This window comes from Alteromonas sp. R7 (genome assembly GCF_055755235.1).
Window position 1 is genome coordinate 236,541 of the sequence record NZ_JBVTQX010000002.1, and the last position, 15,727, is coordinate 252,267.

Here is a 15,727-nt window from a genome sequence, read left to right on the forward strand (position 1 = left end):
AGTTTCTATAAAAATGGTAACCGCGATAGGCGGTTACCAGTAGAATAAGAAAAACGCCATAGCAAACGACAGATTTGCCTGAGTTATAAATGTTGATTCAGCATATATTCACAACCTGATTTATATAACTAGTCTAATCAGAAAAGAAGACGGCCTACCATGCAAGCTTGTTTTAAAACTATAGGCGCATATTATTCTAGATTCTCAATGTATTCTACAGCCCTTTTCAGCGAAGTTAAATTTCTTCCTGTGTCCATCGTTTTTTTTACGGCATCTACGTCATCAACGTCTGTATCCACGACAAGGAATAAGTCTCGTGATTCCTGAAATGTTTGATTTGACGGATATCCGTCTTCTTCTGCTCGTACGATAACAAGCCTACCAACGAATGCACCTACATCAACAAACCTTACTGCGAGATCCATGTTCACTCGAAAGTTTCCTCTATCATTATAAACGTACATATTTCTAGGTCCTTCGTAATTTGCAATAGTTAGTGAGATTTGGGCTGATATTACGTAATATCTTTGGCTATGAGATAGGGCATGTAGTTTTATGCCAGCAACATCTTACGGAGATTTCAACCATTTCTTTAAGCTGTGTTACTTAAGACCAAGCATGCTGGGAGTTATTGCGTCTCGTACATATTCACGAGTACCGAAATCAGACATCTCTGGGCTATCAGGTAGTATTAACTCATTTCCGCCGGACCTAATTACCATTTTTCTGAAGTGCTTAAGTAATGAAGCTGTTTTTTTTAGCCGTAAAGGATCATGGATTTTATGTAAGTACAGGTTCTCAAAACCTATCGTCGGATTGAGCAGCTCAAGAAGCTCAAAACTCGGTTTATTTGCCTCATTCCTCCGCCATCCACCGTAAACAACGTAGTTTTTCTTGTACGCAGTGACATGAAAACGTTTTTCTCCATGATTCCTTATATAATGATGAGCAAACCGGAGTTGGTTGATGATGTTAGGTTCACATTCGTGAACAATATCAAGGGAATGACCGAACCATCGTATAAGACTGAAAAAGTTCTGGTCTACACTTTGTTCCGCTGAAATTTTCAGGAGTGCTTGGGTAATATCCGATGATGTCGATTTATGCAATATATCTGTGTCAGTTTGGACGTTATCAATGATACAGAATACATCGTAGAACGAATTACAAATTTGATTTTGAATTAATTGTCTATCCCAGTCATTTAGACATGACACGTCTTTGAGCCAATAGCGTCGCAATAAAAGGGATTGTAAATTTGTAGGAAAATTAGCATCGAGAGCTTTACGTATGATCTCAATGTCAATCACTGAGGTCACGCCTTTCTTGAATTTTTGCAATACGTTGCTAGAACAAGAGGGTTCGCGTAAGCTGGCGTGCATATCCATCAGCAGCACGCTCATTTCGTTGCTTTGCTGGGTTGATAGAGCTAAGGTATCGTTATTTGACGCTGATTTAGGCATAACATTTTCCATGTACTGGTTCCCCGCCTCCAGCACTAGGCTAATGTATTGTGAATTTTGTATAGGTATTGGTCTAAACCTTTAAGCGCGAAAAAACGGGGAAAGCGCAATGGCACATACAATGCCCTCACCTAATTTGTACGTTTTGAAAGAAAAGATCAAGAGAAAACTTTTTCGGCTCATACTACGAAGAAGGTATAAGTGGGTAAAAAATATATTTACTAGTTTGAACGAAGGTTTATCTCACTAGCGCCTACAAAATGAAGTTCCCAGAAGCATTAGTATTATCATTTTAGTATGCTAAAAAATCTTAGTACTTATTCAGTATAATTCATTTGATACTTAATAAATGAGGGCGGTCGTTTATGACTAAATTAGCGACTTTGATAGAAGTGACAGAAGGCTCACCTGAATCAGTACTAAAGAAGCTTGCCATTAGCAAGTTAGGTGCTGCAAGATTATTGCCAGTACCGGGATCAGATACGGTTAATATAGATGGCGGTTTAAACGATATCCGAGCTGTGATTAGTGCAAACCAGATAAATTTCTTTGTCCGCTATAAACATGACGTAGACAAATATACAAAATTACTAGCACGCTTCACTGAAGAAAATAATGAATGCTGCCGTTTATTGCCCTGTAAAAGTATTTCGTAAGAGAGTGTCTTCTAAAGACAAGAAGCGGACATTCGCCATAGAGCTTTTCGAATTTCCGATTAGAGCCAAAACTTGACATTAGAATGTTAAATTATTACCAATCTGCTCGATAAGTTAAGGTATCAGATTGATTCCAATTAGCTTGAGAACAAGTGCAAATAGCCCAAAACACATCACGGTGACCCCAGCACTCATCGCTAATGCCGACCAAAATCCAAAGCGATGAAGCAGTGATGGAAAGATCAAAAACATTGGCAATGTAGGCACAACGTACCAGAAGGCGTACCAAGCGTGGTTGGCAATCTTTTCCATCGGTTGCTTTTCAATATATAGCCAGATCATGGCTAAAATGCTTACTATCGGGAGTGCCACAATAATTGCGCCTAGCTTATCACTGCGCTTTGCGACTTCAGAAGCAGCGACTACGACTGCCGCAGTCACCAAATACTTTGTAATTAACCAGCCCATATTACCCCCAACTCAAAAAACCGATTGCCTATCGGTTTTTATTTTGCCATTATATTATCCATTGTGAAAAGAGAAAGTTGTTATGCAATTAGGTGAATTAGAAAAACAGGTTTTGCAGTATCTGTGGAATGCTTCTGAAGCTGACGCGAAACAAGTACATGCCGTGCTTGGCCAGTCTCGTGGGAATTCACTCAATACCATTCAGAGCACCTTGGATCGTTTGTTTAAAAAAAGTTTGTTGAGCCGAACCAAACAGGGGCACGCCTATTGTTACCGGGCAAAAGTAGACAGGGAAGCATTGATAGCGACGCTTATCACCAACGTGACCAGCGATTTTGTTGAAGACGGTGAGCATAGTCTGATTGCTGCATTCAGCTCGGCCTCTGCCAATCTGGATGATGCCCAACTTGATAAGCTGGAACAGTTGATAGAACAACAACGCAAGTTGCGTAAAGGGAACTAACGAACATGTTGGTGGGAAATCTGGCAATAACACTGAATTTACTGAGCATTGCTGTGCTGGCATTTGCTATCAGTGTGGTTTTCGTTGCCGTTATTTCACCATTTACTCTTCACCGAATAGCACAATTCACATTTGGGATCCGCAAAGTCATCTTGTGGTCATTAGTGACTGCGCCATGGTGGATCGCAATTAGTTGCATAGGATTTTTCTGGCCGAGGCAGCAAGACATCTTCCCCGCAGCTTGGCTAAACGACTTTGCGCACTGGCACCACGTCGATATTTTTAGTTTCACCAGTTGGCATGCTGTTACCTTGTTATCAGGCTCTGCATATTTGCTCTGGTCAGTGACAAGAACCGTTTATATTCGTAGAAAGCAATCATCAGCGATGGCAGATTTGATTGGCTTTTCTGATATCAAATTACAGCATATCAACGGTAAGCAGGGGTATTATTCGTTACCGCTGCCAATACCGGCAGCCTTTACCACTGGGCTGCTGTCGCCGAAAATCTATGTTACTACCGCGCTTAAAGAACGGGTTAATGAGCAGGAATTGGATATCATCATCCGCCATGAAATGGCTCATGCTGAAGCGCGTGATCCTATGTACAAAGTTGTCTTTGCGACATTTGCGGCTTTTTTCCCTGCTACTGCGACGCGTGAACTTATCAAGCAATTTACTTTATTGACCGAGCAGATGGCAGATAGTGCGGTGACCAAGGAATATGACAACTTAGATGTCGCTCAAACCTTGATTAATGTCGCACGCATGCAGCGAAGTGTAGACTCTATGCACAACAACATGGGCTGCGATGGCTTGCAAACGAGCTACTTCGGCAATGATCAAACCAGTGTGCGCGTGCAAAGCCTTATTAGCCCGGTGATCTCTTCGTCCCGACTAGCAATGGGCTTTGCAATCATATTGTTTGCTTCTGCGCCTCTGTTAACCGCTTCTACGGTTGATAGTCTCCACCACATTATCGAAACCTTTTTCACCCATTAGCTTTTACCCAATAAATAAGGACTGGGAATGAAAGATATTCTTTGTAAACGCAAGACTAAAAAACCGATTGGCTATCGGTTTTCTGCTGTGCTTGCCGGAGTTGGTTTACTCTTATCAGCGACAGCCGCATCAGAGGAAACTCCTCAGATTATCAGCCTACCTGAGGCCGTAATGATGACCTTAAATTATCACCCAGAATTGAAGGCTTTAGTGTCACAAGAGCAGGTTTGGCAGGGGCGTATTCAGCAAGCTGGTGTCGGTGAACGTCCCCAAATTGGGCTGATGATTGAAGATGCGATGGGTACAGGTGAGCACAGTGCCCTTAAAAGCATGCAATCAACACTGACGTATTCTTGGTTGTTACAGCAGGAACAAATCGATAGCCGGGTAAATGCCGCAAAAAGCGAAGCCGCAAAACTGGTACTTGAAAAGCAGATTAAAGCACTCGATTTGTCTGCATTGGTGGCCAAGCACTATATCGATATTCTGGTTAAACAAGAGCGTCTTAAGCTCAATCAGATGGCCGCAACTCAGGCAGAAGAAGTGGTAGAAGCGATAGCCAAGCGAGTGAAAGCAGGTAAGAGTTCAAGTGTTGAGGTACAACTGGCAAAAGCAGAGCTGACACGCCGGGAATTGGCCGTAGAAGACGTAGAACATGAACTCAAGGCCAGTCAATATCAACTGGCCTCTCTGTGGGGTAACCCTGCTCAGAACTATCATCTGAACGGCAATTTGCTCAGCGTACCGGCTGTTCCATCGGTTGAAAGCCAACTGGCACAGCTCAAGCAAAATCCTCGCTTACAACAGTTCGTTAGCGCCCAGCGTATCGCCCAGTCGCAAATGGAACTGGCTCGAATAGAAGCTAAACCCCAATGGCAGTTCACAGCCGGACTACGCCGCTATGAAGCGACCGATGATTTTGGTTTGGTTGCCGGGATTTCCATTCCGTGGGGAGACAGCAACCGCAATGCCGGGATGATTGCAGCTCTGCAAGCAGAGCAGGATGTACTCGCCAGCGAACAAAGTGCGTTGATGCAATCATTGGACGCACAACTTTACGTGCTGCTACAGGAAATGGCGCATTCACAGCACGTGATACAAACCGTACAAACAGACATTGTGCCCACGTTGGAAACTGCCTTATCTGAAGCAGGTAATGCTTTTGAAAGAGGCCAACTAAGTTACAACCAATACAGCGGCGTGCGCCGGGAATTACTCAGTGCGCAAACACAGTTGCTTGAAGCGTTTGAAAGCCTGCATTTGCAGCATATTGAAATTCAACGCCTGACCGGTACATCCCTATCTCAGTGAGATCTTTTATGAAAAACAATAAAACCCTTTCGTCATTGAGTTTGGCGATGTTAATAAACCTCAGCTTAGGCTTAATCAGCCTACCCGTAACGGCATCATCTGCGCCTGTCGCTGAACAGGCTGAACCAGAAAAAGGCCCGCATCGGGGACGTATGTTGCGTGATGGTGATTTCGCTTTGGAATTGTCAATTTTCGAAACGGGCGTTCCACCTGAATTTCGTGTTTGGCTCACCAAAGAAGGCCAACCTATCGATCCAAAGTCGGTAGATTTGAACGTTAAATTGACCCGCTTGGGTAATGTTGTTGATGACATTAATTTCTATGTTCAAGGTGATTTCCTGCGCGGTGACATGGAAATCTATGAACCCCATTCTTTTGTGGTCACCATCGAAGCCAAGCATCAGGGTAAATCCTTCCGCTGGCAATATGACAACTTCGAAGGGCGTACCACTATTGAGCAAGCTGTGGCAGAGGCAATGGATATTCAAACGGCTATCGCAGGACCTGCGACCCTGCATCAAACTATCCCTGCCTACGGCACATTGGCACTACCTGTAGGGGCGCAACGTTCTGTTTCGGCTCGTTTTGATGGGGAAATTACCAAATTGCATGTGGGTTACGGTGAAGCCGTAAAGAAAGGGCAAACGCTGTTAACGGTAGAAAGTAATGAGAGCCTGAAGCCTTATCAAGTTAAAGCGCCGTCGGATGGCGTTATCACAGCGCAGTTTGCTAACGCCGGAGAACAAACGGCTAGTCGCAACTTACTGAGCATAACGGATAGCAGCCAATACATTGCAAAGCTGGCTGTGTATCCAAGTGATTATCAAAAAGTCCGTAAAGGATCAGTGGTGACCTTGCAGGTTGAAGGTGTGGATAAAAACTACCAAGGCACCATTTCGTTTATCGAACCGCAGGTGCGGGATGATCAGGCTCGTATCGTGTGGGTAAACTTACCTAACGAAAAGGGTGAATTGACCACAGGCAGCTTCGTTCGGGCACAAATTGAAGTTGCTACCATAGACGTACCACTCGCGGTTAAACGTGTTGGTTTACAAGGCTTTCGCGATTTTACAGTGGTTTATGCCAAAGTCGGTGAACAGTATGAAGTACGTATGCTGGAGCTAGGACGTGAGGGCGGAGAATGGGTTGAAGTTCTCGGCGGATTAAATCCGGGCACCGAATATGTCACCGAGAACAGTTACATCTTAAAAGCCGACATTGAAAAGTCCGGCGCATCACACGACCACTAGGAGCGTAAATCATGTTGGAGTCGATTTTACGCTTTTCGATAAAGCGAAAGTTTCTTGTGCTGGTGATGGTATTAGCTGTTGCCGGACTGGGGGTATGGAATTTCACTAAGCTGCCTATCGATGCGGTGCCAGATATCACCAATGTACAGGTGATGATCAACACTGAAGCAGCCGGTTATACACCGCTTGAGATAGAGCAACGGGTCACATTTCCATTGGAAACTGCTCTGGCAGGCTTGCCGGGGCTGACCTATACCCGCTCTGTCTCGCGCTATGGGTTATCTCAGGTAGTCGCCATATTCAGTGACGAAACGGATGTGTACTTTGCTCGCCAGTTGGTGAATGAACGATTATCCGCCGCCCGTTCTGAACTGCCGACAGGATTGGAGCCTCAGCTTGGTCCCATTGCTACGGGCTTGGGTGAAATATTCATGTTCACCGTAGATGCCGAACCTAATGCCACCCATGCTGATGGTTCGCCTATCACACCGATGGATTTACGCACGGTTCACGACTGGACTATCAGGCCGCAGTTAATGCGAGTGCCGGGTGTAGTGGAAGTAAACCCTATTGGTGGGTTTGAACGTGAAATTCTGATTGCCTTCAAACCTGAAAAGCTGCTGGCCTTTGGTTTAACCCAAGCGGATGTGGTCGATGCCATTGCCAGCAACAACCAGAATCAAGGCGCAGGGTTTATTGAACAAAACGGTGCGCAGTGGCTGCTCAGAATGCCCGGACAAGCTGACGATATGGCGGCAATAGGCCGTATTCCACTGAAATCGACTAATGGTTCTGCGCTGACCATTAAGGACGTTGCGGATGTCGAAAATGGTCAGGGTTTACGTACCGGCGCTGCAACGCAAAATGGCCGTGAAGTAGTCATGAGTACCGTATTCATGTTGATTGGCGAGAACAGCCGTACCGTGGCGCACGCCGTGGGTGAGAAGCTGAAAGAAATCAACGCCAGCTTGCCTGAAGGTATCGTGGCTACCGCTGTGTATGACCGCACCAAGTTGGTGGATAAGACCTTACAGACAGTCCAAACCAACCTATTGGAAGGTGCGCTTCTGGTCATTGTGGTGCTGTTTTTGCTGTTAGGAAACTTCCGGGCAGCCTTTTTAACCGCATTGGTGATCCCTTTTGCCATGTTAATGACCATTACCGGGATGGTGCAGACCCGCGTGAGCGCTAATCTGATGAGCCTTGGCGCACTCGATTTCGGCTTGTTGGTTGATGGTGCGATTATTATTGTTGAGAACTGTTTGCGCAGACTCAGCCAAAGTGGAAATAGACCATTGCCACTTAAAGAGCGCATGGAGTTGGTGTTTGATGCTACCCGTGAGGTGATCCGCCCGGCATTGTTTGGTGTGTTCATCATTACAGCCGTTTACCTGCCCATTTTTGCGCTGGAAGGCGTGGAAGGCAAAATGTTCCATCCGATGGCTATTACTGTTGTCATAGCTTTATTAAGTGCGATGTTGCTCTCCGTCACCTTTGTTCCCGCCACCATTGCGTTGTTGTTTAAAAAGCCAGTCAAAGAAAAGCACAGCCCACTGATCCGTGGAGCCGGAGCCTTATATCGTCCAGCGTTAAGCTGGGTGTTGAAAGGTCGCTGGATAGTCGTATTTGCTGCGTCGCTATTGGTGGTGGTATTTGGCTATCAGGCAACCAGATTAGGCAGCGAGTTTGCGCCCAATCTGGATGAAGGGGATATTGCCATGCATGCACTGCGCATTCCGGGTACGTCACTGAGTCAGGCTATTGCACTACAGGAAACGCTGGAAGACAAAATTAAGCAGATGCCGGAAGTAGAGCGGGTGTTTGCCAAAATCGGCACCGCTGATGTGGCTACCGATGCCGTTCCACCTAGTGTGGCGGATAACTTCATTATTTTAAAACCCCGTGAGCAGTGGCCTGATCCTGACAAGACGAAAGAGCAAATTGTCGAAGAACTCGCTGCTCTGGTTGCGCCCATACCCGGCAACCGCTACGAATTTCTGCAACCCATTCAGATGCGCTTTAACGAGCTACTGGCTGGCGTTCGGGCAGAGCTGGCCATCAAGGTATTTGGAGACGACTTCGATACTCTCACAGGTTTAGGCGCTGAAATTGAATCTGCTATTTCTCAGGTAGAAGGCATTGCCGACATTCAGGTTGAACAGACTACCGGCTTACCTATGCTGAATATTGTGCCTGACCATCAAAAACTCATGCAGCACGGTATCAGTATTGGTGATCTGCAATCGCAGGTGGCTACCGCTTTGGGCGGCGCAGTTGCCGGTAAGTATTATCAGGGCGATGTGCGCTCAGACATTGTTGTGCGCTTAGGCGAATCACGCAGACAGGATATTGATGCGCTCAATTACCTGCCAATAACGTTACCCGATGGTCATAGCATTCCGCTACAAGAATTGGTATCGCTGGAGTTGGTATCGGGGGCGAACCAGATCAACCGGGAAAATGGCAAACGCCGGGTGGTGGTCACCGCCAATGTGCGTGGACGTGATTTAGGCAGCTTTGTGGCTGATATTCAGCAAGCTGTGGCGGAAAAAGTCGAAATTCCGGCAGGTTACTGGGTAGAGTACGGTGGCACTTACCAGAAGCTACAGTCGGCCTCCAAGCGCCTTAGTATTGTTGTGCCGGTTACCTTGCTAATGATCATCGGTTTGCTGATTCTGGCACTGAACTCGTTTAAAGACGCGATGATCATCTTCACGGGTGTGCCACTGGCATTAACTGGGGGAATAGCTGCGCTGCTATTGCGTGATATCCCGTTTTCCATTTCGGCGGCGGTGGGTTTTATCGCCTTGTCGGGTATCGCCATATTGAATGGTCTGGTAATGGTGTCCTTTATCCGTGAATTACGCAAAGAAGGTGTCGCCCTTAATCAGGCCATTTTTGATGGTGCGTTAACGAGGTTGCGCCCGGTATTAACTACCGCATTAGTGGCATCGCTGGGATTCATCCCGATGGCGCTCAATACTGGTATTGGCTCGGAAGTGCAGCGTCCATTGGCTACGGTGGTGATAGGCGGGATCATTTCATCCACCTTGCTCACCCTGTTCGTTATTCCGGCCTTATATCGAATTTTACACAAAGAAAAGGAGTCACTTTTGACTGACACAGAAGTATTGGAGTCGTCTGATGCCAAATAGTCTTATTAAACTCAGCGTAACTCTGCTGCTGGGCGCATTAGCCTTGATCAGCATTGATGTATTCGCACATGGGGTGGACGATAATACCCGCGCATTTCTGGAACAAAACCAAGGTGTGCAGTTTATTCCGTTTTTGTACATCGGGGCTAAGCATATGATCACCGGCTATGACCATTTGCTGTTCTTGGTGGGTGTGATCTTCTTCCTGTACCGCAGCAAGGAAGTACTGCTGTACGTGACCATGTTTACTATTGGTCACAGCACAACCTTACTGTTCGGTGTGCTGAGCGATATTCAGGTTAACGCCTATTTGATTGATGCCATTATAGGTTTGTCTGTCGTCTACAAAGGCTTTGATAATTTAGGTGGTTTCAAGCGATGTTTTAACTGGCAACCCAATACGCAATGGGCAGTACTGATCTTTGGCTTATTTCACGGTTTTGGATTGGCAACCAAATTACAGGAATTCCATTTACCGGCAGATGGGCTTATTACCAATCTGATTGCCTTTAACATCGGTGTTGAACTGGGCCAGTTTGCAGCACTCGTGTTTATCCTGATCGCCATCAACGCTTGGCGAAAACTGCCTTCGTTCCAGCGTTTCTCTACCATGACCAATACGGCTCTTATGAGTGCTGGCGTCATGTTGATGGGATATCAGCTTACCGGTTACTTCGTTAATTAAACTTATAACAAGAGAATATTATGCAACACACTGTCAGTACAAAAACCTTAGTCAAAGCCAGTATCACCGCAACAGTTGTGGCGGCAATTGCTTTGGTGACTTTTATTCTTCCAGCGGAATACAACATCGACCCAACAGGAATCGGGCATAAGCTGGGGTTGACGACCCTTGCACAAGCGACTGAATCTGATGTTATTGTTTCTACCAACAATGCTGATACCAATACTTCAGGCAGTCAGGAATTTCAGACCATTGAAGTTGTCGTGCCTGCCGGGCGCGGTGTCGAATACAAATTTGCCATGCAGCAATATGCAAAAATGACTTATGAATGGCTGACCGACGGTGAAGCCCTGTATTTCGATTTACATGGTGAACCGGAAGGCGATACCACCGGGTATTTCGAGAGCTATACCATAGCAACCTCCAATGAGATGAAAGGCAGCTTTACTGCTCCTTTCGCCGGTTCACATGGTTGGTATTGGAAAAACAAATCGGACAAGCCTATTGCTGTGCAGCTTTTGGTAAAGGGCGAATACCAAGTAATTGGCCTGAAGCAATAATTCAACTTATTAAAATTGGAGAATGTGATGAAAGAAACGTTATCAGCAGTGGTACTTTGCTGCGCAATAATCAGTGGTAGTGCTCTGGCACATGGCGATCATGGTGTTATCAGCGGCCAGAAAGCCATCAGCATTGCAGCTAAATCTGTGAAGCAAATGGCCTTCAAAGATTTTGGTTTTGAAGTGGGTAAACTGGATGAATCGTGGAAAGACTTGTCGCCTGAAAAGTTCAGTGTCGTTAGCGTAGAAGAAGAGTTCTATGTGGTAAGTGCCTCTAATTCTGATGCCGCCAAGCAAGTCTTTTTCAAGATAGCCAACAACGGTCAGGTTTTGGATGTGAAAGCTAAGAACGACTATTAAAGGCTAGGGGGTACTGAGAGTTGACGCTCAGTGCCCATCCTTCATTTCTAGTAATATAGGCTAAGCCCTTTTTTGCAGACTGCCTCAATGAAAAGCGTTTAACTCAATCGTCCGCTTTACGTACAGGCTGTGTGAAAACCCATTTTTTACCGATACCACTGTGATAGCTCTACAGTGTAATTTTTGGCTCTGTAAAATTATGAATGATTGTTGCTTCAACTTTTAGGACTTCAATGCAGATATCAGTCCGTTAACGCCTATGATATTCATCATTCTTTTGAAGTTGTATGCCAAGACTTGCAGACTTACCTCTGTTTTAACGTGTTTTAGTGTCTTCGTAAGCAATTGGTGAGTCCCTGCCCATTGCTTTATTGTACCGAAGGGATGCTCGACGGTTTGATGCCTTAATGTCATTGCGTTTGGCATATTTTTATAAGCTTGAGCAACCCGCTCAACGTGTTCCTCATCATCAAGCCTGCGGATCCGTCTACCTGCTGGTGAAGTTGTGCACCGTGATTTTATAGCACAACCTTTGCAGGTCATGACCGACATGTAAGCACGTAACGGTTTACCTTTATCCGTTGAAACAAAACTAAACGGGATGTCTTTGCCAGCAGGACATTCATAGACATCTTTCTCTTTGTTATAAACAAAGTCTTCTTTGGTAAACAGTCCCTTGCTTCGATTGGCTGAAGTACGAATCTTCGGAACAATTGCCGTAACGCCTGCCTCATGAACGGCCTTAAAACTCGTACTGTCGTCGTAACCTCTGTCTGCAAGAATGGTAATGTCTTGTTTATCTAATATTTGTTGTACATGTTGGCTCATGGGGACAAGCTGATGTCTGTCACTGGGGTTGTTCGTCACATAATGTGCAAGTATCAGGTGGTGCTTGGTGTCGACAGCCGCTTGAACATTGTAGCCAACTAACACGCCTTTATGCTTGAGCGCCATTCGCCTGCTGTCAGGATCGGTATAGGATATTTGTTTATCGGGTAAGGATTCCAGTTCTTGCTGAATTACCTTTTCGCTTTCCAGACGCGCTTGCAGTTTAGCGAGTTTGCCTTTCAATTTTATTGCATCGTCAGCTCGCGACTGGCGGTCTGCCCTGTCGAGTTCCATGAGATAATTGGCAATATCTTTTTCGGTCGTTTCAATACACGTCTTGATCAAACCACGAGAGTAGTTTTTAGCGATATTATTAACCGCTTTGAATTTAGTGCCGTCTATAGCCACAATGGCATCCGTAAACATATTCAGTTCACGACATATCAACACAAAGTGCTTACAGACTTGCTGTATAGCGTTGCCGTTATCACGCCTAAAGTCAGCAATCGTTTTAAAATCTGGGGTTAGGCGCTCAACCAGCCACATTAACTCCACATTCCTCTGTGTTTCTTTTTCTAAACGTCGACTTGATTGAATGCGGTTAAGGTAGCCATAAAGGTAAATCTTGAGCATGGTTGCTGGCGAGTAGCTTGGTCTACCTGTTTTAGCAGGTTGACTACGAGCAAAACCCAACTCAGATAAATCCAATGAATTGATAAACATATCAATTGCACGAATCGGATTATCTTCATGGATATAATCATCCAAAACTTCCGGAAACAGCGTGCTCTGTGTTCTGCTTTGGCCTTCGATAAATCTCGACATGCATTTGAAACCTATCAGCTTTCTGATAGTTTCATTTTACCAACTGACACCCAGATTGAGGATCAATAGCTAAGACAGATTGATCATATAAAACGCATACTTAGACCAAAAGGTGATCAATAGTTTTCACACAGCCTGCGTACTAAAGAGACCTCCAATGTTGATCGTACTCTGTTTTAAAAGTGTCAGATAAAATGGTGACCAGTGCATTTTGTTAGAAGTAGATTCAAATACTCGTAATTTTTGAATCTGCCGGATTGCAGCACATTGAAGGTGACGTTTACTTTTACATACAAATAAAACTTGTAGATGTGCTTAACACCTCTTGTGCCCTTCACTCTGCCTAAAACAATCGTTGGGAAGAAAAATCCAGCCCTCCTTAACCGGTGCATCCTCGCTGGGTTGCCACAAAGCTTCCGGAGTATTATCGAAGCTCCAGCCAATGAGTGCGCAAATTAATGCATCGATATGGTCCTGATGACGCACTTTACCGTTCGTCATCAATGGACCTTCCGATTCTGCGCTTACCAACGGCCACTTTGTCATATTGGTTAACGCCGAGATGTATTTAGACTCTTTGCACGGTGAAGGGTAAGCTTCAATAGCAGTAATACTCTGATGTTGCCAGACCCCTGTAGATACTGAATCGGGAACAAACTTAGCAAGTGCGTGAATTCCTTTGGTCGCCTGCGCACCTATCATATCCTTGATTGCAGATAAGGGCTTAAAGCCTCGCTCTGCCAACTGACGCTCGCATTGTCGAAATAAATATGGGTTTTGACTACTGGTAACACCCGTAGCGCTAAAAGTCCCATTCAGCAAGTTTCGAAAACCATCGCTGAAACACAGTGGAGTATCAATAGCCAATAACATTTTCTGATGTTGGTACTCCAACTCACATAGGCGGAACAATGCTTTTAAAAAGGTCACTTGGTCGTCGGATTGATTTATCGTTGCGGCTAGATTTCCACGCCACGGCACGCCCATAATTTTCCGATTAGCATCTAAAAATACTAATGCGTCCCGGCTTTTACTGTTTTTATCACAGTTCCAGCCACCGACATCCCAGCCCAAATAGACTTTTTCGGCATTCATGTTTCCGCGCAGCCTCTCTCAACGCTGTAAAATACAGAGCGGAAGCGTTGGATATTATTGCCTGCCATTAACTAACCCTGCATATTGTTTTGTGTTTTTCATCCAGCGCGACAATTACTCGCGAATCCATTGAGCGCTCGATATGATTAGCTTTGCAAACTGTCTACCGTCTTTACTAATAAGCGATATTACCTCGCTGTCAGACGAGATCCCGGTAGGCTGCCACCCAAATCTAGTTATGGCTTTTTCCAATAAGTCACTGGCTTTCTTATTGGCTTTTGCGGCATGCTGTATACCGTCGACATCAATTTCTTTACCGATAAAATCGGGATAAATTGGGGCATCAAAATTGACCTCTGCGTATATATCGCCCGCGTCATTTTCGAAGAAGGCGGTTATACGCAATATGCTTTCCTGATATGCCTTAATCTTCCACGTTCCATCCTCAGTCTCCATGCCTTCAGTTATCTGAATGACATAACCCGGTTTACCCTGCTTGATAGATTTTATATGTCGCAGTCGCTCCGCTTGCCCCAGTCGCTTGTCTCCGGCATTATTTAGATAGACTAAGCATCTCCCATCATGATTCTCGTCTTCCCATACTCGTAAATAACATCCTTTTTCGTTTTCAGCCCCCCAAGACCATTGCACGTTAGCGAATGGAGCATTGAGATTCTCTTTGAAAAACGCAGACATGGCTTTTGTATTCATCGTTAAACTACTTCCGTTTTATAAACCAGCTCGACCACTAATCCATCGTATTCAGGCTATGGATAAAGAGGCATTTATCCTTTTTCAATAATCTGACTGAGCAACATACCATGTATTTTCTGTCACCACTAAAGCATAACTGCTTTACGGCCTGTAACCTTCCTAATACTAATTTGATTTGTTGGACTGATGTTCGCCACTATGGAAGCGAACAGGCATTAACATGGGGGACAGTCTGGATTAACGGCTTACCCTATTTTCATGAGAACGTAAGGAATGAGGTTGATAAGTGAAGGGACAAACGCCTGCCTGTAAAGCAACTCTCTAGAACGTCGTCACTTCCTAACACCGAATCTTACGCCATTTCGCCATGTCTCATCTCCCCTATGATCTGCAAAATTCTAATGCGGCCCTCATTGGTTTGACAAAGCTCTGTAGGCTGTCTTTGCTCAAGAATGGGCAACGGCGTAACCATCCACTCGTCTAACAAACTTCGCTCACCGAAAAAATCGAGCAATTCCGTGTTGAGTTGCTCAACGGTTACTATGTCTGCGCGGTTATTCATTCGCTTCAATCCTCTACTTGCTCACGGGCGTTTTTCGATATTGAGTATAGCCCTCTCTGGTCGAAGTGGCACCTGTGTCTGCCATACCGAGAAGACTGAAACGAAGCCTATGTTCTGGTAAAAGTTTACTCGGCAACATTTCTGCGTCGTTTGTCAGTTTACCAAGCGACACCACGTTATCTGCCAACTGAGAGTATTAGACAATTGGACAGCCTGCTGCTAGCGGGATACAATGAAGGCAAGTAAGAGGAGGATCAAGTCGGATTGCAACATCCCTCCCGCCCGTCAATTTAGCATTATGCGGTACCCTGAGCGACGTCAGTCGAGTCAG

Annotated in this window: 16 protein-coding genes; 9 read left to right on the plus strand and 7 right to left on the minus strand. The window is 45.2% G+C overall.

The features are described from left to right. Window positions 1–191 precede the first annotated feature (191 nt). Window positions 192–464, minus strand: coding sequence for a hypothetical protein (locus AC0J2X_RS03845; RefSeq protein WP_472995770.1), 273 nt, complete (start codon window positions 462–464; stop codon window positions 192–194). A 138-nt stretch (window positions 465–602) separates the two neighbouring features. Further along, entirely contained in the window at window positions 603–1,475 is an 873-nt protein-coding gene (locus AC0J2X_RS03850; protein WP_472995771.1) for a hypothetical protein, read from the minus strand. Between the two features lie 353 nt (window positions 1,476–1,828). Here AC0J2X_RS03850 and AC0J2X_RS03855 point away from each other — a divergent pair, with 353 nt between their 5' ends. Beyond that, window positions 1,829–2,119 (plus strand): hypothetical protein, encoded by a 291-nt coding sequence (locus AC0J2X_RS03855; protein ID WP_472995772.1) that lies wholly within the window; start codon window positions 1,829–1,831, stop codon window positions 2,117–2,119. A 114-nt stretch (window positions 2,120–2,233) separates the two neighbouring features. Here AC0J2X_RS03855 and AC0J2X_RS03860 read toward each other — a convergent pair whose 3' ends face one another. After that, entirely contained in the window at window positions 2,234–2,587 is a 354-nt protein-coding gene (locus AC0J2X_RS03860; protein ID WP_202941652.1) for a DUF3147 family protein, read from the minus strand. Between the two features lie 82 nt (window positions 2,588–2,669). Between AC0J2X_RS03860 and AC0J2X_RS03865 the strand changes: the two genes are divergently transcribed. From AC0J2X_RS03865 to AC0J2X_RS03900, 8 genes are read left to right on the plus strand one after another with little or no spacing between them, the layout of a single operon-like run. Continuing rightward, window positions 2,670–3,050 (plus strand): BlaI/MecI/CopY family transcriptional regulator, encoded by a 381-nt coding sequence (locus AC0J2X_RS03865; protein ID WP_202941653.1) that lies wholly within the window; start codon window positions 2,670–2,672, stop codon window positions 3,048–3,050. A 5-nt stretch (window positions 3,051–3,055) separates the two neighbouring features. Next, entirely contained in the window at window positions 3,056–4,051 is a 996-nt protein-coding gene (locus tag AC0J2X_RS03870) for a M56 family metallopeptidase (RefSeq protein WP_472995773.1), read from the plus strand. A 27-nt stretch (window positions 4,052–4,078) separates the two neighbouring features. Continuing rightward, window positions 4,079–5,362, plus strand: a complete 1,284-nt coding sequence (locus AC0J2X_RS03875; protein ID WP_202941655.1) for a TolC family protein — start codon at window positions 4,079–4,081, stop codon at window positions 5,360–5,362. Window positions 5,363–5,370: 8 nt separating this feature from the next. After that, entirely contained in the window at window positions 5,371–6,612 is a 1,242-nt protein-coding gene (locus AC0J2X_RS03880) for an efflux RND transporter periplasmic adaptor subunit (protein WP_202941656.1), read from the plus strand. 11 nt (window positions 6,613–6,623) lie between these two features. Beyond that, entirely contained in the window at window positions 6,624–9,767 is a 3,144-nt protein-coding gene (locus AC0J2X_RS03885; protein WP_202941657.1) for an efflux RND transporter permease subunit, read from the plus strand. Further along, window positions 9,757–10,452: a HupE/UreJ family protein gene (locus tag AC0J2X_RS03890; RefSeq protein ID WP_202941658.1), complete on the plus strand. Its 696-nt coding sequence runs from the start codon at window positions 9,757–9,759 to the stop codon at window positions 10,450–10,452. Before AC0J2X_RS03885 ends, AC0J2X_RS03890 begins: the two co-directional genes overlap by 11 nt. 20 nt (window positions 10,453–10,472) lie before the next feature. Beyond that, window positions 10,473–11,012, plus strand: coding sequence for a hypothetical protein (locus AC0J2X_RS03895; protein ID WP_202941659.1), 540 nt, complete (start codon window positions 10,473–10,475; stop codon window positions 11,010–11,012). 27 nt (window positions 11,013–11,039) lie between these two features. Continuing rightward, complete coding sequence (locus AC0J2X_RS03900; RefSeq protein ID WP_202941660.1) at window positions 11,040–11,372, plus strand: DUF6488 family protein; 333 nt, start codon at window positions 11,040–11,042, stop codon at window positions 11,370–11,372. A gap of 222 nt (window positions 11,373–11,594) precedes the next feature. Here the strand turns inward: AC0J2X_RS03900 and AC0J2X_RS03905 are convergent, their stop codons facing one another. The 4 genes from AC0J2X_RS03905 to AC0J2X_RS03920 all read right to left on the minus strand — a co-directional run bounded on the left by AC0J2X_RS03905 (window position 11,595) and on the right by AC0J2X_RS03920 (window position 15,396). After that, a complete protein-coding gene (locus AC0J2X_RS03905; protein ID WP_202262410.1) occupies window positions 11,595–13,025 on the minus strand; it encodes an IS1182 family transposase in 1,431 nt (476 codons plus the stop codon). A 315-nt stretch (window positions 13,026–13,340) separates the two neighbouring features. Continuing rightward, entirely contained in the window at window positions 13,341–14,120 is a 780-nt protein-coding gene (locus AC0J2X_RS03910; protein WP_472995774.1) for a hypothetical protein, read from the minus strand. A gap of 114 nt (window positions 14,121–14,234) precedes the next feature. Next, window positions 14,235–14,831, minus strand: a complete 597-nt coding sequence (locus AC0J2X_RS03915; protein WP_472995775.1) for a hypothetical protein — start codon at window positions 14,829–14,831, stop codon at window positions 14,235–14,237. Between the two features lie 355 nt (window positions 14,832–15,186). Beyond that, entirely contained in the window at window positions 15,187–15,396 is a 210-nt protein-coding gene (locus tag AC0J2X_RS03920; protein ID WP_472995776.1) for an antitoxin Xre/MbcA/ParS toxin-binding domain-containing protein, read from the minus strand. Between the last annotated feature and the right edge of the window lie 331 nt (window positions 15,397–15,727).

Bases quoted from the DNA above. Each gene is read 5' to 3' on its own strand.
- AC0J2X_RS03845 (WP_472995770.1), bottom strand. From the start codon at position 464: ATGTACGTTTATAATGATAGAGGAAACTTTCGAGTGAACATGGATCTC.
- AC0J2X_RS03850 (WP_472995771.1), bottom strand. From the start codon at position 1,475: ATGGAAAATGTTATGCCTAAATCAGCGTCAAATAACGATACCTTAGCT.
- AC0J2X_RS03855 (WP_472995772.1), top strand. From the start codon at position 1,829: ATGACTAAATTAGCGACTTTGATAGAAGTGACAGAAGGCTCACCTGAA.
- AC0J2X_RS03860 (WP_202941652.1), bottom strand. From the start codon at position 2,587: ATGGGCTGGTTAATTACAAAGTATTTGGTGACTGCGGCAGTCGTAGTC.
- AC0J2X_RS03865 (WP_202941653.1), top strand. From the start codon at position 2,670: ATGCAATTAGGTGAATTAGAAAAACAGGTTTTGCAGTATCTGTGGAAT.
- AC0J2X_RS03870 (WP_472995773.1), top strand. From the start codon at position 3,056: ATGTTGGTGGGAAATCTGGCAATAACACTGAATTTACTGAGCATTGCT.
- AC0J2X_RS03875 (WP_202941655.1), top strand. From the start codon at position 4,079: ATGAAAGATATTCTTTGTAAACGCAAGACTAAAAAACCGATTGGCTAT.
- AC0J2X_RS03880 (WP_202941656.1), top strand. From the start codon at position 5,371: ATGAAAAACAATAAAACCCTTTCGTCATTGAGTTTGGCGATGTTAATA.
- AC0J2X_RS03885 (WP_202941657.1), top strand. From the start codon at position 6,624: ATGTTGGAGTCGATTTTACGCTTTTCGATAAAGCGAAAGTTTCTTGTG.
- AC0J2X_RS03890 (WP_202941658.1), top strand. From the start codon at position 9,757: ATGCCAAATAGTCTTATTAAACTCAGCGTAACTCTGCTGCTGGGCGCA.
- AC0J2X_RS03895 (WP_202941659.1), top strand. From the start codon at position 10,473: ATGCAACACACTGTCAGTACAAAAACCTTAGTCAAAGCCAGTATCACC.
- AC0J2X_RS03900 (WP_202941660.1), top strand. From the start codon at position 11,040: ATGAAAGAAACGTTATCAGCAGTGGTACTTTGCTGCGCAATAATCAGT.
- AC0J2X_RS03905 (WP_202262410.1), bottom strand. From the start codon at position 13,025: ATGTCGAGATTTATCGAAGGCCAAAGCAGAACACAGAGCACGCTGTTT.
- AC0J2X_RS03910 (WP_472995774.1), bottom strand. From the start codon at position 14,120: ATGAATGCCGAAAAAGTCTATTTGGGCTGGGATGTCGGTGGCTGGAAC.
- AC0J2X_RS03915 (WP_472995775.1), bottom strand. From the start codon at position 14,831: ATGAATACAAAAGCCATGTCTGCGTTTTTCAAAGAGAATCTCAATGCT.
- AC0J2X_RS03920 (WP_472995776.1), bottom strand. From the start codon at position 15,396: ATGAATAACCGCGCAGACATAGTAACCGTTGAGCAACTCAACACGGAA.